Below are 16,553 nucleotides of genomic sequence, written 5' to 3' on the forward strand. Positions count from 1 at the left end.
CTCATTCCTCCTTAGCACAGTATTTTCGTATGAGCCGGCTGGCCTTTGACTGGGTGATGCCCAGCTCCTCGGCCACGCCGACAGAGGTTTTTTTCCGGCTGTAGCAGTCCTGGATAATGTAGCTTTTGACCTGATCCAGAAGCTGGTCGTAAGAATGGTAAAACTTATCATCGGTCTGGGGAACGTGCATGCGGATCTCCTCGGGCACCTTGCTTTCGTAGATAATGGAGCCGCTGGTTAAGACGTACATGCGCTCAATGACATTTTTGAGCTCCCGGATATTGCCCGGCCAGTCGTAGTGGACCAGGGCGAGCAGGGTCAGGGAATAAAAAACCTTGTTTGTGCCGTACTTTAAATTTTGTTTTTTCAGATAGTGGAGGGAGAGGGGAATAATGTCCTCCTTGCGTTCTCTGAGAGGCGGGATATAGCTGATAAAGGAGCCGATGCGCCAGTAGAGGTCCTCCCTGAAGGTTTTTTCTGCGATGGCAGTCTTTAAGTCTTTGTTGGTGGCGGAAATGATGCGCACATCCACATGGACTGGTGTGGTGCCGCCCACAGGCAGGAAGGATTTGCTCTCGATGGCGTGCAGGAGCTTTACCTGGAGGTTTAAGGGCAGATCCCCGATCTCATCGAGGAATACAGTCCCCTTGTCGGCAGATTCCAGCAGGCCCTTTTTTCCGCGGGTATTGGCGCCGGTAAAGGAGCCGGAGGCATAGCCGAAAAGCTCGCTTTCCAGCAGATTGTCGGGGATCGCGCCGCAGTTGATGGACATAAAAGGGCCAAAGCCGCGGTCACTGCACTGGTGGATGTACTCGGCGATCAGGGTTTTGCCAGTCCCGCTCTCCCCCAGAAGCAGGATGGACATGTCCGACTTCGCGATGCGCTCCAGCTCCACAATCCGCTTCAGGAAAGCATGGCTTTCCCCCACAATATTGCGCCTCTGGCGCTTTTTTACTTTTTCGGGCTTTTCCATGAGCTTAGCGTCAGCGTCAAAGTCCACATCCGAAAAATTTTCCTGAATCACATAGACGGTAAAGTCAATGTCGTTGGGTGCATCCTCCTTCATGACCGGAGTGTCGATGATTTCCATGTAATTGCGCGACAGCATATTTTTCTGTCTGTAGATCAGCGGCCTTTTCATGGCCAGCATATTTTTATAGGCGGGCGGGTAGACAACGCCCTCCCATTTCCCCCAGTCGCTATCGCCCACCAGATCCTCTGGCAGTTTGCCGTAATGCCTTGAGATGGCCGGGTTCACATAGATGGTTTTTCCGTTCTGGTCGCTGACAAAAACGCCCAGAAAAAGATTTTCAAGAATTTTAATATAGAGCTCCTTTGGAAGAGACATCAGATAGTCCAGGTATTCTTCGCTGTGCTGAAATGGATTGTTCACAAAATCACCGCCTTTCTTCTAGTATACCGGGGTTCTTTATAAAAAACAAGCGATTTCCGAAAAAATAGTCATTTTTGCATAGATTATTAAATATTAAAAAGTATAGGTAGTTAAAAATGATTAACAGGTTGTTCTTTTTGGAGGAGAAATGGCGCAGCTGGGGCTTTTTTAAGATTGGCACGGGTCTTGCGTTATTAAACGGCATGAATCGGAAAGCCGATACTTCCAGAATCTGCAGAATGATGGAATAAAATGGAATTAATGAAAAATGACTGATATGAAAAATTGGAGGAAAAACATGTACCCAAACCGTAATTTATTTGAGAAATATATCACAAAAGACGAAATTGAGCTGATCCACGAATATACTCTGAAAATTTTATCCGAGGTTGGTGTGATCATCGAGAGTGATGCTGCCGCCGAGGTCTTTAAAAAGAACGGCGCCCGCGTCGAAGGCCATAAGATCTTTATTGACGAAGCCCTCTTAAAAAAAGGCCTGTCCACTGTGCCAAAGGAATTTGATATTTACAGCCCGTCCGGCAAGCTGACCCTCGGCGAGAGCGCCCCCACGATCTGCGCGGGTCCGGTGGCGCCCACCACTATCCAGGATTTTGAAAACAATACCTACCGCCCAGCCAATTTAAAGGATGTTGAGCAGTATTACATTCTTCAGGAAACCAGCAAGGTCATCAGCATGCCCACGCATTCCTGCCAGAATACCGACGATTTGGATAAATCCGGCGATGATTTCCACACACCGCAGGCAGCCATGGGCCTGAAATACTGCCAGAAGCCCATTTACCAGGGCAACACCATTACGCCCATCAACTATAAAAAAGGCTCGCTGATCGAAGCCAACCGCAGACTGGTCAAGCTGCACCGCGAATTTTATGACATCTGGGACAAGCCGGTAACCATGTCCAACTGCTGTGTGCTGTCGCCGCTGGCCATTGGCGCAGAAGTAGCAGACACCATCATCGGCGCGGTTCAGGAAAACCAGCCTGTGATCATTATCTCCTGCTCCATGACGAACCTGACCTGTCCTCCGACACTGGCCAGCGCCATTGTTCAGGATAACGCCAATATTCTGGCTGGTATAGTGCTGACACAGCTCATAAACCCTGGGGTGGGCGCGGTTTACGGCTCAGTGACCTCCCCCACCGACATGCGCAATGTCCAGCTGGCTACCGGCGCGCCCGAAGCCGTGCTCATGCAGATGGGCCTGGTCGCCATGGGGCGTTATTATAACCTGCCAGTGCGCTCCGGCGTATCCGCGACCACTGCGGTTGACCTGGATTTCCAGTGCGGCGCGGAATCCATGATGACCCTCATGACCGGCATGCTCGGCAAAACCGACTTTATCCTGAACGCCGCAGGCGCTTACGGCGGTTATAACCTCGGCTCCCTTGAAAACTTTGTGCTGGATGAAGAAAACATCGCTTACCTCAAACGTGTGAACCAGGGCCTTGACATCACCGAGGACAAGCTGTATTTTGACCTCATTAAAAAAACCGGACCGCGCGGCAATTATCTGAAAGGCCGCACGCCAAAGGATTACCGCATGGAAAACTACTTCCCGAACATTTTTATCCGTGAGGGCGGCTCGCCGGCGGACGTTATTGAAAAGAACGGCAATCTGGTTGCCCGGGCCCGCAGTGTGGTAAATGAACGCCTGGAAAGCTACGAACTGCCGGATGTTACCACCACCCAGAAAAAGCTGTTGAATGAATACCTGCCGGAAGGCTACAAATACGATTTATAAAAGATAAGAGGAGCGTAAAACAATGAGATCAAATGACCGACAATTACAGTTAGGTATGCACACCTATACCCTTCACCTCAGCGGACTTGGTGAGAGCTGGGGATTTGACGACCCCCACGCCTTTGAAAAGTCCATCAACCTCATGCAGCTCATGGATCTGGCTGTGGAATGGGGACTGGACGGACTCCACATCACCAACGTGGATCTGGAAACCCTTGACGCCGCCCATCTGGCAGAGGTGAAGGCCGCGGCTGAGGATCACGGGCTCTACCTGGAATACAACGTATCCTTTGACGCCCCCTGCGACCCGCGTGTCAACTCCACCGTGCGCGACGCTCTGTTAAACGGCAAGGCCATGGGCGCAGATCTGGTGAAATTCAGCCTGGACATCGAGCGGCCAAAACCGTTGTACGGCACCTGCTTCCACCCGGATGTCATGGTACAGCTGGCAGCGCGCTACCATGAATTCAAAGAGAATATTCCGCTCATGGAAGCGCTGGGGCTTCAGGTTTCCATCGAGAACCACTGCGATACCTACGCCGATGAGGTTATCTGGCTGGTAAAACAGCTGAACCATCCGAGTATCGGGGCATGTCTGGACACCATCAATTCTCTGTGTGTACTGGAAGGCCCGGAAGCCTGCGCAGAGAAGATGGCGCCCTACGCGAACTGCTGCCACTTCTGCGACAACAAGCTGGTCATCGACCCGGACGGCACCCACTCCATCGGTGTGGCCATCGGTGATGGGGATATCGACTGCGCCAAAATCCTGAAAATGCTGAAGGAGCAGGCCCCTCTTTCCCGAATCACCTTTGAGGTGGAATATGAGATTGGGGAGGATACACTGGAGGCTGCGAGAGAAAAGGAAATCGAGGCCTGCAAGAAAAGCATCGACTATCTGCGCAATGTGTTAAAGCTCGGCGTCCGCGGACGCTAAGCGGGAAGAGGGGGTAATAATATGAAAGTAACCGGGAAAAAAAGATGGGTCGTGCTGGCGCTGGTTTCTCTGCTGGGCGGCATCATGGTCTATGTTCCGTTTTTACGCTACAACTATTATGATCAGATGATCATTGTCTTTACACAGTTTAAACCCATTGTGTCCGCGTCCTACGCCCATGAATTTATTGGGGATATTGGGCTGTGGTTTGGAATTTTCTCTGTTTTGATCTACCCGATCGGGGGGATACTGGCCGATAAGTTCAGTGAGCGAAATCTGCTGGTTATCGGCGCTGTGATGATGGGGCTGGCCTCATTTTGGTATGGCATTGTCCCTGGAAGCATTGAAATTATGATCATTCATATTTTATACGGCATCGGCACCAGTATTTTCATCTGGTCAGCTTATCTGAAGGTTGTCCGTAAAATGGGGACAGATGCTGAACAGGGAAGAATGTACTCCACGTCTGAATTTGTAAGGGCCATTGTGGGAACACTGATCGGTTTTTTCGGCGCAAGCCTTTTAAACAAAGCGGTTTTTCCGGGAACCGGGATTGACCCGCAGGTGCTGGGGCAGCAGTGGCAGATGATGTTGTTCTTCAACGGCGCCCTGTTCATTATTTTGGCAGTCCTGATCTTTATTCTGGTGCCGGGCAGAATCATCGGCGCAGAGGAGGGCAATGAGGTGGTCCAGGAAGGCTTCAGCATGAAGAATATCGTCACGGTTTTAAAAATGCCGGGTACCTGGCTGCTGGCGCTGCTGATTTTCTTCTGCTTTTCCTTTACCTCAGCAGGCGCGGGCTATCTGGGCACTTACACCACCAACGTTCTGGGCATTTCGGAAACACAGGCCAGCAATTTTGCGGTAATCCGTAATTATATCATCGCGGGCCTCTCCACCCTGGCCATCGGGTTTATTGCGGATAAGATCGGCTCAAAGGTTAAAACGCTGGGAATTTACCTGGTGCTGGCCACCATTATGACTGTGGTGATGATCCTGACCAGGGATGCCACCATGATGTGTATTGTCGTCACCTTTGTCTTTGCCACCGTTTATACCGGGATGCGCGGCATCTACTTTGCAACTCTGGGTGAAGTCGGCATTCCCCTTTCGCTCACTGGCGTATCTACCGGAATCATCTCGCTGATCTGCTATACCCCGGATATCTACTTTGCCAAGCTTGCCGGCTCATGGCTGGACGCCTACGGCAACGCAGGCTATGATTTTATCTGGTACTGGGCCATCGGCTGCGGTATTTTAGGGATTATCACCGCGGGGATTACCATGGCTTACTCAAAAAAATTACAGGCTAAAAACAAACAGGAACCGTCCGCCGATCAGGCGGCGGAAGTCAAATAAACAGGAGATAAAATATGAAACAGACCTATAACTTTGCTCCGCAGGAAGAGCTGGAGCTGATCCATTCACATTCACTGAGACTTTTAAAGGAGACCGGCGTTGTCTTTTACTGTGACGAGGCGCTGGAAATTTTCAAAAAACACGGCGCCCGGGTGGACGGAGAAACCGTATTTATCGAAGAAAAAATGCTGGACGACGCGCTGAAAACCATTCCGAAAACCTACGAGTGGTACGGCAGAAAAGGCTCCCTCACGCTGGGGGACGGAAAGCCTGTTTACGCCTCTAGCTATGGTCCCATGTACGTTTATGAGGACGACGACTACCATTTCCCAACCCCCCTTGATTTCGCTAATTTCGCAAAGCTCGACCAGAGCAGCAAGGTGGTGACTATCGGTAATCCCAACAACATGGATATGCCGAAGATCAAGCCCGAGGACCGGAGCAACTACGCCATGGCGGCCACGCTCATGTATCTGGACAAGCCGCTCATGGGCATGGTTGACGGCAGAAAAAGCGCCGCCGAATGTATCGATATGGTGCGCCGCTTTTATGGCATAGACGATTCGGACAAGCGCTGCGTAGTTTCTGGACTCATCAACGTCGCCTCCCCCTTCCACTATTCACAGGCCATGTGTGAAGGCCTGATCAAGTACGCGTCAGAGGGACAGGCAACCTTTGTCACCTCGGCGGGCATGAGCGGTCTGACCGTTCCGGATACACTGGCCTCACATATTCTGGTAGCCAATACAGAAATTCTGGCCGGCGTTGTGCTGACACAGCTTATTAACCCAGGCGTCCCGGTGGTATACGGCCTCCAGGGGCTTGGCTCAGATCTGCGCTATACTGTAGGCACAATGGGCAGTCCGGAGCAGTCGCTGATCTTCCAGACCGCCAAATCACTGGCAAACTTTTACGGCATGCCAGTTCGCACCGGCGGCTTGATGAATGATGCCAAGGATATGGATATCCAATCCGGCGTCGAATCCTTCAACAGCGGCTACGCGGCCATTATGTCCGGCGTGGACGTCATGCTGCTGTCCTGCGGTATGCTGGACTCTGTCAACACCATCAGCTATGATAAGTATATCTATGATGAAGAGATGATCCAGTCCATCGAACGTTTTGTCCGCGGCTATGAGGTCACAGAGGAAACCCTGCTGTTTGACAAAATTCAGAAGGCCGGCCCTGGCGGAGATTTTCTGGGAAGAACCACCCGCCTGTATCGAAACGACTACTTTATGCCAGATATCTGTAACCGCCTTTCCCACGGCAACTGGGTTGCGGCGGGAAAACCAACCATCAAGAGCAAAACCAGAGCCGCTTACCAGAAGCGTCTGGAGGAATACGTCATGCCCGAAATGGACAGCGGCCAGAAAGCACTGATCGAAAAATATATTCCAAAAGAATTCTGGTATTAAAAGGCTGAGAATAAAAATATATTTCAGGCTGGGCAGAGGTCCCTTTACAGGCGGAACCTCCCCAGTCCTGTCTGTTTGGAGAACATGTATAAAAAGGAGGGTAACATGTCTGGTAAAAAGGAAAAGAAGAACGGAAGTATGTGGAAGGCAGTTGATAAGAGCGTGCTGATTCCAGGAGGAGTCTGCCTGCTCCTGGTAGTGGTCGCTGGCGCAGCTTTCCCCGAACAGTTCGAGTCAATGCTCGGCGCCTGCGTTGATTTTATTATGGCACACTTTAAATGGCTTTACATCATCTGTGTCTGTGCCATTACCATTGTCTGCTTCTGGCTGATCTTTGGCAGGTACGGCAGTATAAGGCTTGGCGGAAAAAAAGCTAAGCCGAGCTTCAGCCTTTTTACCTGGTGCACCCTGTCGCTTACGGGCACCATCGCTGTCGGCATCTGCTTTTATGGTGTGTCCGGCCCGGTCAACGCTTTTATGAACCCTCCGGAATTTCTGCACGTGGCGGCCGGAAGCCCTGAGGCGGTCATTCCCAGTCTGAAATATTGTTTTCTGCACTACGGTATTCCCCCGTATTTTTTGATGGTCTTTTTCGCCATGATTCTGGCCCTGGTCTATTACAATGGAAAGCGGGACCTGCGGGGGAGCTCCACGCTATTTCCGCTGATTGGTGAAAAATCCAAAACCTGGATCGGGAATATCGCGAATATCCTCATGGTAGTCTGCCTGATTGTCTGCGGAACCAACATGGGACTCGCCGTTATCCAGCTGAACGCGGGCATTGGTACGGTGGCCGGAATGGACCAGACACCCAGCTTTGAAGTAGTTTTAATCATCATCTATACAGTGGCGTCCGTCATTTTTGCCACCTCCGGCGCCCATAAGCTCATGGGATATCTCAGCAATGTCAATGCCGTGTGCTACGCTGTGATTCTGGTTTTTGTCATACTGGCCACGAGCGCTAATGAAACTTTTACCCTGCTTTTTACGGCTCTTGGCGAATTTGTGAGGGATTTTATTCCCATGATCTCCTTTGGTGATCCGGTCTATCAGACCGGCTGGCAGAGCAGCAACTCCATGTTCTACTATGCCTGGAATCTGGTGCCGGCCCTCATGCAGGCCCTGTTTTACGTCAGTATCGCCTATGGACGTACGCTGCGCCAGTTTCTTTTAGTCAACTGCCTGCTGCCCTGTACGGTTGTGTTTACCTGGTACGCCGCCTTTGGCGGTAACGCCATGATGGGTATTTTAAACGGCAGCGATCTCTTTGCCCAGATGCAGCAGTTCGGCGATGGTATCGCGACCTTCGCGTTTTTAGACACCCTCCCCCTGGGTTCCGTCATGAAATGGGTCTTTATCATTGTTGCCATGATGACCTTTATCACCTTCTCGGATTCTGTAGCCTACTCTTTCCCCATGCTTTTGATGAAAAAAACGTCGACGGACGTCTCCCTGACCAAAATCCCCAAAAGCCTGAACGCAGCAGTCGCGATTTTTATGGGTGCGCTGACAATGGTACTCCTTTTTGTGGGCGGTTACGACGCCCTCAATCAGGTAATCGTCGCTCTGGGTTTCCCGGCAGTTATTTTTACGATCATCGTGCTCATTGCCGGCGTGAAATTTATTCTGCACCGCGATCGGTATGACGCGACTTATATTGAGGAAATGGAGGAAGAAAGGCAGCGGGAGCAGATGGAGAAAGAAAAGGCATAAACTTAAGAATGCCCAGATCTCTTTATTGTAAGAGATCTGGGCATTTTCATTTTTCACCAAAAAACTTTATAGAATCGTATAATGCATAACCGGGATCTGGGCAAGCTGTTTTTCTGCGAGATCAATATATTCCCGTGCTTCCTGATAGGAAAGCCCCATCATCAGCATTCGGGCGGTGTCTGTTTCGTCACGTATTTCTTCGTAGGAAATCTCGATGGTACCGGAGATCTTTGCCTTGTTCAGGGCAGTCCAGATGCCGTTAGACTTAATGCCAAGCTTTTCTGAAAACTGATAATCTTCTGTTCGGTTCATGTCCTGAAAGGCATTATATGTAAATAAAAATAAGGGTGGTGATATATAGTCTGCGTCCATCCAGGTTTCGATATAAAAATCTAAATCATTTTTACTGTCGAGCAATTCGCGCAGAATATAGCGGTAAAAAACAAGTGAGTAGAGCAAGGGGTCCTGATCATCCAGATAATCATGCATTGTTTTAGCGCATTTCCTCGAAAAATCATCGCACATCATTTTTGCGATGGTATATTTTCCGTCTGGAAAATAATAGTAGGTTAAAGATACATTAACACCTGCAGCCGCAGCGATATCACGCATTGAGGTTCCGTCATAGCCATTTTGCTTAAACAGATTTTTGGTTTCACTTAAGAGTTTATTATAAATTTCATTTTTATCTCTTTTTTTTGCCATTTTTATGCCTCTGTTATCCTGTTTATGTATTTTCATTAATTATACACTTTGAAAAAAACAAAGTCAACAGATTCAATATTTGTTTTAAATTATTTTGAACTGTTTAAAATAATTTAAAACAAATATTGACAAATTTAAAATATATTTATATAATGGGGTCAATAAAGGAGTGAAGTCCTTTACCAAACTGCTGAGTAATACACTGCTATTCTAGACATGCTGGTGTTTACTTGTTTCCGCATAGGGGGGAAAACATTGAAAGCATATGAAAGATTTATTTCAAAAAATGATATTCTGAAAATCCATGAAAATAGTTTGGATATTTTGCAAACAGTGGGGATGGAATTTGATCACGATGAAGCCTGTGAGGTGTTTAAAAAGCATGGGGCGAAGGTTGATGGACATAAGGTTTATATTCCGAGAAAGATGGTTGAGGATGCGCTGAAGCTCGCAAAGCCCAGCTTTGAGTATACGAGCCATAAGTGTACGAAAACAGTCGGTAAGGGGTCAAAGCTTTTTGTTCCGCTGGCCGGATATATTTATAATAATGACCATGGTAAAATTCGTAAATGTACGAACCGGGATTATGTTAATCAGTTTATTCTATCTGAAACAAGCGATGTTATCAATGTGTCTAACTGTAATTTTATGATTGAAACCGACCATTTGACCGATGCTCAGAGGCGTTTTGGCTCCATTGCCATCATGCTCAGATATTCAAAAAAGATGACTTTATTTATCAGGCCAAATCCACTTAAGGATCCGGCTGAAAAAATGCGGGCGATCTGCAGAGAGCTGTTTCAGTTTACGCGCCGCTTCGAAGGAGTGTCAAAAGATAAAATTTGCGGCCTTGGCCTGACAACAACGTTGACACCGCTGAGCATGCACTTTGCTCCGGTTGAGATGATTTTTACCTGTTGCGAAGAAAATCAGGCGCTTCTGATAACCAGCGTGCCAATGCCCAAGATGACAGTGCCGGGTTCCATGGCGGGAGAGCTTGCGGTCAGCAACGCAGAAGTTTTAGGCGGCTATGTGCTGGCAAAGCTTCTGAACCCGGAGGTTGCTGTTGTCTATGGGAATACACCCGCTTCCGCTAATCTGCACACGCTGCAGCTGTCAATCGGTTCTGCCGAGACAGCCCTTGGTGTCTATGCGACCGCTGGGTTGGCCGATCTTTATAATCTGCCTTTCAGGACAGGCGGCAGTCTGGCCGATTCTAAAACATGCGATTTTCAGGCAGGATGTGAAACCACTCTGATTACTCAGGCGACAGTGGATGCAGACACCGATGTGATTCTTCATGGAGCTGGTTGCTTAGGACAGTTTAATGTGGGCAGTGCAGAAAAATTTGTTTTGGATGAAGATGTTATTCGCTATGCGCTTCGGATAAGAGAAGGAATAAACTGCGAGGATAAACGGTTTTGCCGAGATGAAATTGAAAAGATCGGCCCGAAAGGGAGCTTTCTGATGGGAAGAACCCCTAAAATGTTCCGCGAGGAGTTTGTCGTGCCGCACCTGTTCAATAAAGAAGATCCGTTGAGCTGGCAAAACAACGGCAATAAAGACATCCTGGAAGCTGCAAGAGAGCATATTAAGAAACGTATTGAAGCATTTACGCCACCGGACATCACAAAAGAACAGCAGAAGATATTAGAGCCTTATTTGCCATCGGAATTCAAAGAACGCATTAATTAAGGAGACAGTAACATGAACGAGAGGACTAAAAAAAGGACGCTTGCGATTTTTATTCTTGTCAGTTTTGTATGCGCATTTGCCTATTATATGCCATCCTTGCGGTATACATTTTATGATCAGATGAAATCAGCGTTTATGCTGACAGATACGCAGATGGGTCTGGTGGCTTCGGCTAAAGCCCTGGCTAATACAGTATGTTATCCCATTTCCGGGTATTTTGCATCCAAGTTTTCAACCAAGAAGCTTTTTATCGTTTCTTTAATCGGATTTTTGGTGTTGACCGCCTGGTATTGGCTGGCACACACATATGTTGAGGTCATGATTATTTTTGCCCTGCATTCATTCTTTGCCATCGCGACTTTTTGGTCAGCTTATTTAAATGCTGTCCGCGCTCTTGGAACAGAAGAAAATCAGGGAAAAATGTTTGGGAGCAGTGAAGCGACGCGCGGGATTGCGCAGACCATCGCCGGATTCATTTGCCTGTGGATTGTGGGACTGGTTGGAAATTCACTTTTTACAGGATTCCGCGGCGCTCTTTTCTTCTGCATGATTGCCTATGTTTTACTTCTGGTTGCGACGATTTTTATTATGCCAGACGAAGACCCGGTTAAGGCCGAGGCAAAGAAAGAAAAGTCTGGACTCAAGGGATTCATGGAGGCTGTGAAAGATCCGGCGATCTGGGTAGTTACTTTTGTGGTTATGTGCGCATATGTATCGTGGACGGTTGGAAACGGCTATATGACGACCTACACAGTGCGGGTGCTCAATATTTCACAGCAGACGGCCAGCACAATTGGCATTGTCAGAAGCTACATAATTGTTTTGGTAGCTGGATTTTTAGGTGGATATGTTGTCGATAAATTTTCATATAAAGGACAGGCTTTTATTGTGCTTTTTACCTTGGTTGCAGGTTTAACAGCCGGGGTGATATTCACGTCCTTTAACGTCACTTTGTGTGTAATCATCACTCTGGTTTTAGCGCTTATTGTTAACATTATGAAATCAACCTACTGGTCAACAATGGGACAGGCAGGTATTTCGATTGAAAAAACAGCTATGGCAACAGGTGTTATATCCTTTATTGCTTTTATTCCAGACTTTTTTGTAGGGCCGATCTGTGGTTCCTGGCTCGATGCGGCAGAAGCGGCTGGCAATGTTGCGGTTGGATTTAATAAAATATTTGTTTTTCTCATTGTGTTTTCAGTTTTGGGAATTGTCTCAGCGGTTATTTTGCTCAAAAGGACCAAGAGCGCAGAAAAAAGCGTCAAAAATACGATTTAAAATGTTCTGCATAAGAAAAGAACAGAATGGAGGGGGAACATGGAGTTTTCGTTTAATACCTTGCTGATTGACTTTGCTCTGGCATCTTTGCTGATGGTATTTGCGCAGTTTTTGCGCTCAAAGGTAAAAATTGTTCAGAGACTTCTGTTGCCCGCTCCATTGATTGCAGGTGTTATTGGCTTAGTCGGTGGACGCTGCTTTTTGAATGTTCTGCCATTCAGTAAAGAAATTATCAATTATCCGGTTTTTCTCATTGTGGTTCTTTTCGGAGGTTTGTTTATTGGAAATAAAGGGACGGGCCTGATGAAAGCCATTAAAAAGACGCAGGACACTTTCTATCTCAATCTTGCTGCTGAGCTGGGACAGTATGGTTTTTCACTGTTGGCAGGCTTCATCTTTATTCCCCTTCTTTTTCCAGCAGTCAATACTTCTATCGCGCTGCTGCTGCCGTCCGGATTTGTCGGTGGACATGGATATGCCGTTGCCATTGGGAGCACGCTTCAGGAGATAACAGGATGGGAACATGCTGTCGCTATTGGACAGACGTTTGCCACCATCGGTTTAATCGTAGCCCTTTTAATTGGGATTATCTTAATAAAGTATGGCATATCAAAAGGATACCCTACATATATTAAAAGCATGCAGAAGCTGCCGGAGTCGATGCGAACAGGATTTTATTCACCAAATGAGCAGGATGCCTACGGAAGAAAAACGACATCGGCAATTTCTGTTGAGACTTATACATGGCATATTGGTTTAGTGTTAACCGCGACGGGCGGCGCCTATCTGATTGATTTCTACTATCAAAAACTGGGTCTTCCTTTTGCCCTTCCGCTGGTCTGTCTTGCCCTTTTCTGTGGTATTATGATCAATGCCTTTTTAAAAGCGGCTAAGCTTAATCAATATGTGGACAAAGAGATTATCACTCACATCGGCAGCTCCATTACCGATTATCTTCTGTTCTTCGGTGTGGCGTCACTGGATATTAAAATTGTGTTCGCTTATTGGAAGCCGATACTCTTTCTTTGCCTGTTTGGTATTTTGTACTGTATTATGTTTGTTTTTCTCATTGGAAAGCGTTATTTTGTATCGAACTGGTTTGAGCGTGGCATTTTTATTTTTGGCTGGAACACAGGAATCGCAGCGATGGGGATCATCCTCCTTAGGATTCTTGACCCTGAATTCAAAACAACGGTTTTGACGGACTATTCCCTGGCCTATTCTGTCATCGCTTTGGTGGAGATTTTAATTGTAACGTTTTTGCCGGTTTTTGTGGGATACGGATACGGCTTTGTTTGTTCAGTTGTTTTGATTTTATGCTTTGTTTTATTAGTTTTACGCGCCAGGTTTTATAAGAAATCGACAGAGTAAAAGGGCAAAACAGCCAGAGGAATTGAGATCCTCTGGCTGTTTTTTTCTTGATGGTCGGGCTTCTGTCGGTAATCCAGTTTCCGTGTGATACGCGAGTTGGGATGTTTGGCAAATAATAATCATTTTTGTAGGCTTTTGATGTCCGTCTGATAAAGTTTCCGTCTGGACCTGCTTTGACAATTTTATCGTACATCAAAGTTTTTTCTGTAAATTTATAGCCTCTCAGCCACCTTTTAACTGTGACAGTAAGTTATTTGTTAAATTCATTTGCTTTCTTTTGTTTTTTATCGCTGTTGGTTTCTCAAATCCTGTTCCTTTGCCAGCTGCTGGCCACAGGGTGTTGTGCATAAACCGCCCTTACAGGTACAGCGCAGCTCGCTTGGCAGCTGCATGCCGACTCTGAACATCGTCTCCGCGGCCTGATCAAGAGGAATCAGCGGATCATACCCCCCCATCACCATGTTTGCGCTGACAAGGGAATTGGCCACAGACATGGCGTTTCGGCTGATACAGGGCAGCTGGACCAATCCGGCTACCGGGTCACAGATTGTACCGAGGATATTCTGAACGGCACAGGAGGCTGCCATCAGGGACTGTCTGGGCGTTCCCCCCATTAAAAACACAAGAGCACCTGCCGCCATGGCCGACGCAGCGCCCGGCTCCACCTGGCATCCGTACAGCTCTGCGGAGTAGTTATGATCTTTGGACATGGCGATGCCGATGACAGCGGTTGTGAGCATGAGTTTTATTTTTTCATCCATGTCCAGCTTTAATTGATTTGCCGCTGCCAGAACAGCGCCGGGAAAAACACCGGCCGAGCCGCCCGTCGGCGCGCAGAGCACCACACCCATGGCGCTGCTGTATTCCATCGTCGCCACAGACCAAGGGACCATGGCGTTTAATAGTCCCATATCCAGAGCGCGCCGGTCATGTTCGATGAAGTTTCCGATTTTTCCGGCGGTTGGTTTTAGCACGCCGTTCATTTCGATATCGCCCTTGAGGGCTTCCCGGACACCAGCTTCCATCGTCTCGATGACAAAACGCATGTAGTTTTTTATGGCCTTATCATTCCAGCCGCTCCGCGCCTTTTCATAGTCAATGGCCAATTCCCAGAGCTCTTTATGGTTTTCTTCCGCCAAACGCTGCAGTTCCTCCGCACTGTGAAAGGGGAGCACCGCATTTTTATTGGAAGTGACCACCAGAATCGGGGTGATAAGGTGAACACTCTCAACGCTTTCAAGCTGCTTAATCCGGTTGATGATTTCTTCAGGGATTTCCGTTCGGCTTTTAATATTAATAAGACAGCCCTTATCTCCGGCTGAAAGCGAGGAGCCCTCGTTTTCGGAAAACAGCGAGAGACAAGCCTGCATCAGTTCTTCGGCTGAGTTTCCGCTTGCTTCGCTCTGCAGCACCAGCTCAAAGCAGTCGCCTGTGATGGACACATCAAACCCGTTTATTTTTAACAACCGGACAGTTCCTCCGCCTGTCGAGTCGGTATAGATTTCGGCAGTCTCTCCGCAGTCGTCCCAGAGTGTCATGCGGGATAAATTTGGCTTTATGGGCACAAAGTCACTGATTTCAAACGTGACCTCCACGCCGGCCTCTTTTGCCAGAGTAAAGGCGTCGCGCAGACGCGGATCTTCTGGCCTGTGGCCCAAAAGCCCGTTAATAAATCCCATATCCGAGCGCTGTCCCTGATACATTTCGGTATAAGCGCCATCTCTGGCAAATTCAATTCGGACTTTTTTCAAGTTTCCCCCCACGAGCTGCCTGCACAGATAGCCGATTCTTGAAGGTGCGCATGTGTGTGAACTTGAAGGACCAACCATAATAGGACCTACAATATCATTAAATATACTTGGACTTTGACGTTGCATGATAAACCTCCTGCTCTCCAGTAATCTTTAGCGGTATTATATAGCAGCCTACGGCAAAAAGCAATAAAAATTTCATATATATGAAATTTTGCTATGCGTTTGTGAAAATAACATTGTGTTTTTTTACAAATACAGTATAATAATGATAGAAATTTCTGATTCAGAAAGGATTTGCTATGAAAAACAACGAGCGGCCTTCACCTGTAAAAGTGGGGGAAAAACTCCGAAACCTAAGAAAGAAAAAAGGGCTGACGTTAAAAAAGCTTTCCGAAAAGGCAGAGCTGTCCATTGGATATTTGAGTAACCTGGAGCGTGACGCCTGCAGCCCTACCCTTGAGAATATCCAGAAAATATGCGGTATTCTGGATGTTTCCCTGAGTGAGCTGCTGGAGGAAAATATCGAAAGCCGCACAGTCATAAAAAAAAATGAACGTACGGTTATTTTTGAAAAAGAAGGGGCTGTCTGTTACGAATCCATTGTGTTTGGCGAGGATGAGATGGAGGGACTGTGTATCACACTGGAGCCTCATACAAAATATGACGCCTCGAACTGGGTGCATAACTATGATGAAATAGGCCTGATTATCGAGGGGAGCATGGAAATACGGATCGAGAAGGACTACCATCACCTGAACAAGGGAGACGCATTTTATATCAAGGCTAAAACGAATCACAGTCTGAGCAATGATACGGATGCCCGCTGTATCAGCTACTGGGTAAAAAGCCTACAGTCAGAGTAGGTTTGAAATTTCAAATATATGAAAAATTTATAGGGCTTGCTTTGTTTCTTTCAACTGGAATATACGGCCATGTTTAAATAAAAATTTCATAATATCGCTCTTTAAAGAACTCTTTCCAGGAAAGGGTTCTTATTTTTTTCAAAATTATTGTCGTGTTTGTTTTAAAAACGGTATTATTTTAATAAAATTGAAAAATAATTTTAATTGCTTTATTAAAAAATGTCTGTTTAAAGGGGTTTTGTGCAGATTAGGGTTTTGGCACAAAGCTTGCATTAGATAATTCACAACAAATGCGCATTGTA

General features: G+C 47.2%; 13 protein-coding genes. 10 read left to right on the plus strand and 3 right to left on the minus strand.

The annotated features are described in order from the left end of the window. Window position 1: 1 nt before the first annotated feature. The gene (locus tag CPZ25_RS13455) at window positions 2-1,393 is read right to left on the minus strand and encodes a sigma-54 interaction domain-containing protein (RefSeq protein WP_096918835.1); all 1,392 of its coding nucleotides are present in this window, start codon (window positions 1,391-1,393) and stop codon (window positions 2-4) included. A gap of 116 nt (window positions 1,394-1,509) precedes the next feature. Here CPZ25_RS13455 and CPZ25_RS21020 point away from each other — a divergent pair, with 116 nt between their 5' ends. The 6 genes from CPZ25_RS21020 (at window position 1,510) to CPZ25_RS13480 (ending at window position 8,582) form a co-directional block, all read left to right on the plus strand. Next, window positions 1,510-1,644 (plus strand): hypothetical protein, encoded by a 135-nt coding sequence (locus CPZ25_RS21020; protein ID WP_279230292.1) that lies wholly within the window; start codon window positions 1,510-1,512, stop codon window positions 1,642-1,644. A 47-nt stretch (window positions 1,645-1,691) separates the two neighbouring features. Continuing rightward, window positions 1,692-3,155 (plus strand): trimethylamine methyltransferase family protein, encoded by a 1,464-nt coding sequence (locus CPZ25_RS13460; protein WP_096918836.1) that lies wholly within the window; start codon window positions 1,692-1,694, stop codon window positions 3,153-3,155. Between the two features lie 22 nt (window positions 3,156-3,177). Beyond that, on the plus strand, window positions 3,178-4,092 hold the full coding sequence (locus CPZ25_RS13465; protein ID WP_096918837.1) for a sugar phosphate isomerase/epimerase family protein: 915 nt from the start codon (window positions 3,178-3,180) through the stop codon (window positions 4,090-4,092). 21 nt (window positions 4,093-4,113) lie between these two features. Continuing rightward, window positions 4,114-5,451, plus strand: coding sequence for an MFS transporter (locus tag CPZ25_RS13470; protein WP_074616349.1), 1,338 nt, complete (start codon window positions 4,114-4,116; stop codon window positions 5,449-5,451). Window positions 5,452-5,465: 14 nt separating this feature from the next. After that, the gene (locus tag CPZ25_RS13475; RefSeq protein ID WP_096918838.1) at window positions 5,466-6,869 is read left to right on the plus strand and encodes a trimethylamine methyltransferase family protein; all 1,404 of its coding nucleotides are present in this window, start codon (window positions 5,466-5,468) and stop codon (window positions 6,867-6,869) included. A 105-nt stretch (window positions 6,870-6,974) separates the two neighbouring features. Beyond that, on the plus strand, window positions 6,975-8,582 hold the full coding sequence (locus CPZ25_RS13480; protein ID WP_167495235.1) for a BCCT family transporter: 1,608 nt from the start codon (window positions 6,975-6,977) through the stop codon (window positions 8,580-8,582). A 66-nt stretch (window positions 8,583-8,648) separates the two neighbouring features. Here the strand turns inward: CPZ25_RS13480 and CPZ25_RS13485 are convergent, their stop codons facing one another. Beyond that, window positions 8,649-9,287, minus strand: coding sequence for a TetR/AcrR family transcriptional regulator (locus CPZ25_RS13485; protein WP_058693011.1), 639 nt, complete (start codon window positions 9,285-9,287; stop codon window positions 8,649-8,651). 255 nt (window positions 9,288-9,542) lie between these two features. Here CPZ25_RS13485 and CPZ25_RS13490 point away from each other — a divergent pair, with 255 nt between their 5' ends. Genes CPZ25_RS13490 through CPZ25_RS13500 form a run of 3 tightly spaced genes read left to right on the plus strand, consistent with a single transcriptional unit; the run spans window position 9,543 to window position 13,634 of the window. After that, complete coding sequence (locus CPZ25_RS13490; RefSeq protein WP_058693012.1) at window positions 9,543-10,982, plus strand: trimethylamine methyltransferase family protein; 1,440 nt, start codon at window positions 9,543-9,545, stop codon at window positions 10,980-10,982. 12 nt (window positions 10,983-10,994) lie between these two features. Continuing rightward, window positions 10,995-12,263, plus strand: coding sequence for an MFS transporter (locus tag CPZ25_RS13495; protein ID WP_096918840.1), 1,269 nt, complete (start codon window positions 10,995-10,997; stop codon window positions 12,261-12,263). A 39-nt stretch (window positions 12,264-12,302) separates the two neighbouring features. Continuing rightward, window positions 12,303-13,634, plus strand: a complete 1,332-nt coding sequence (locus tag CPZ25_RS13500) for a sodium/glutamate symporter (RefSeq protein WP_096918841.1) — start codon at window positions 12,303-12,305, stop codon at window positions 13,632-13,634. Window positions 13,635-13,918: 284 nt separating this feature from the next. Here CPZ25_RS13500 and CPZ25_RS13505 read toward each other — a convergent pair whose 3' ends face one another. Beyond that, window positions 13,919-15,385 (minus strand): L-serine ammonia-lyase, iron-sulfur-dependent, subunit alpha, encoded by a 1,467-nt coding sequence (locus tag CPZ25_RS13505; RefSeq protein ID WP_341473480.1) that lies wholly within the window; start codon window positions 15,383-15,385, stop codon window positions 13,919-13,921. Window positions 15,386-15,687: 302 nt separating this feature from the next. Between CPZ25_RS13505 and CPZ25_RS13510 the strand changes: the two genes are divergently transcribed. After that, window positions 15,688-16,251, plus strand: a complete 564-nt coding sequence (locus tag CPZ25_RS13510) for a helix-turn-helix domain-containing protein (RefSeq protein ID WP_096918843.1) — start codon at window positions 15,688-15,690, stop codon at window positions 16,249-16,251. Window positions 16,252-16,553 lie beyond the last annotated feature (302 nt).

The sequence above is a fragment of the Eubacterium maltosivorans genome, assembly GCF_002441855.2.
GTDB lineage: Bacteria > Bacillota > Clostridia > Eubacteriales > Eubacteriaceae > Eubacterium > Eubacterium maltosivorans.

Coding starts and splice junctions, on each gene's coding strand:
- CPZ25_RS13460 (WP_096918836.1), top strand. CDS start 1,692: ATGTACCCAAACCGTAATTTATTTGAGAAATATATCACAAAAGACGAA.
- CPZ25_RS13485 (WP_058693011.1), bottom strand. CDS start 9,287: ATGGCAAAAAAAAGAGATAAAAATGAAATTTATAATAAACTCTTAAGT.
- CPZ25_RS13510 (WP_096918843.1), top strand. CDS start 15,688: ATGAAAAACAACGAGCGGCCTTCACCTGTAAAAGTGGGGGAAAAACTC.
- CPZ25_RS13470 (WP_074616349.1), top strand. CDS start 4,114: ATGAAAGTAACCGGGAAAAAAAGATGGGTCGTGCTGGCGCTGGTTTCT.
- CPZ25_RS21020 (WP_279230292.1), top strand. CDS start 1,510: ATGATTAACAGGTTGTTCTTTTTGGAGGAGAAATGGCGCAGCTGGGGC.
- CPZ25_RS13495 (WP_096918840.1), top strand. CDS start 10,995: ATGAACGAGAGGACTAAAAAAAGGACGCTTGCGATTTTTATTCTTGTC.
- CPZ25_RS13480 (WP_167495235.1), top strand. CDS start 6,975: ATGTCTGGTAAAAAGGAAAAGAAGAACGGAAGTATGTGGAAGGCAGTT.
- CPZ25_RS13465 (WP_096918837.1), top strand. CDS start 3,178: ATGAGATCAAATGACCGACAATTACAGTTAGGTATGCACACCTATACC.
- CPZ25_RS13475 (WP_096918838.1), top strand. CDS start 5,466: ATGAAACAGACCTATAACTTTGCTCCGCAGGAAGAGCTGGAGCTGATC.
- CPZ25_RS13500 (WP_096918841.1), top strand. CDS start 12,303: ATGGAGTTTTCGTTTAATACCTTGCTGATTGACTTTGCTCTGGCATCT.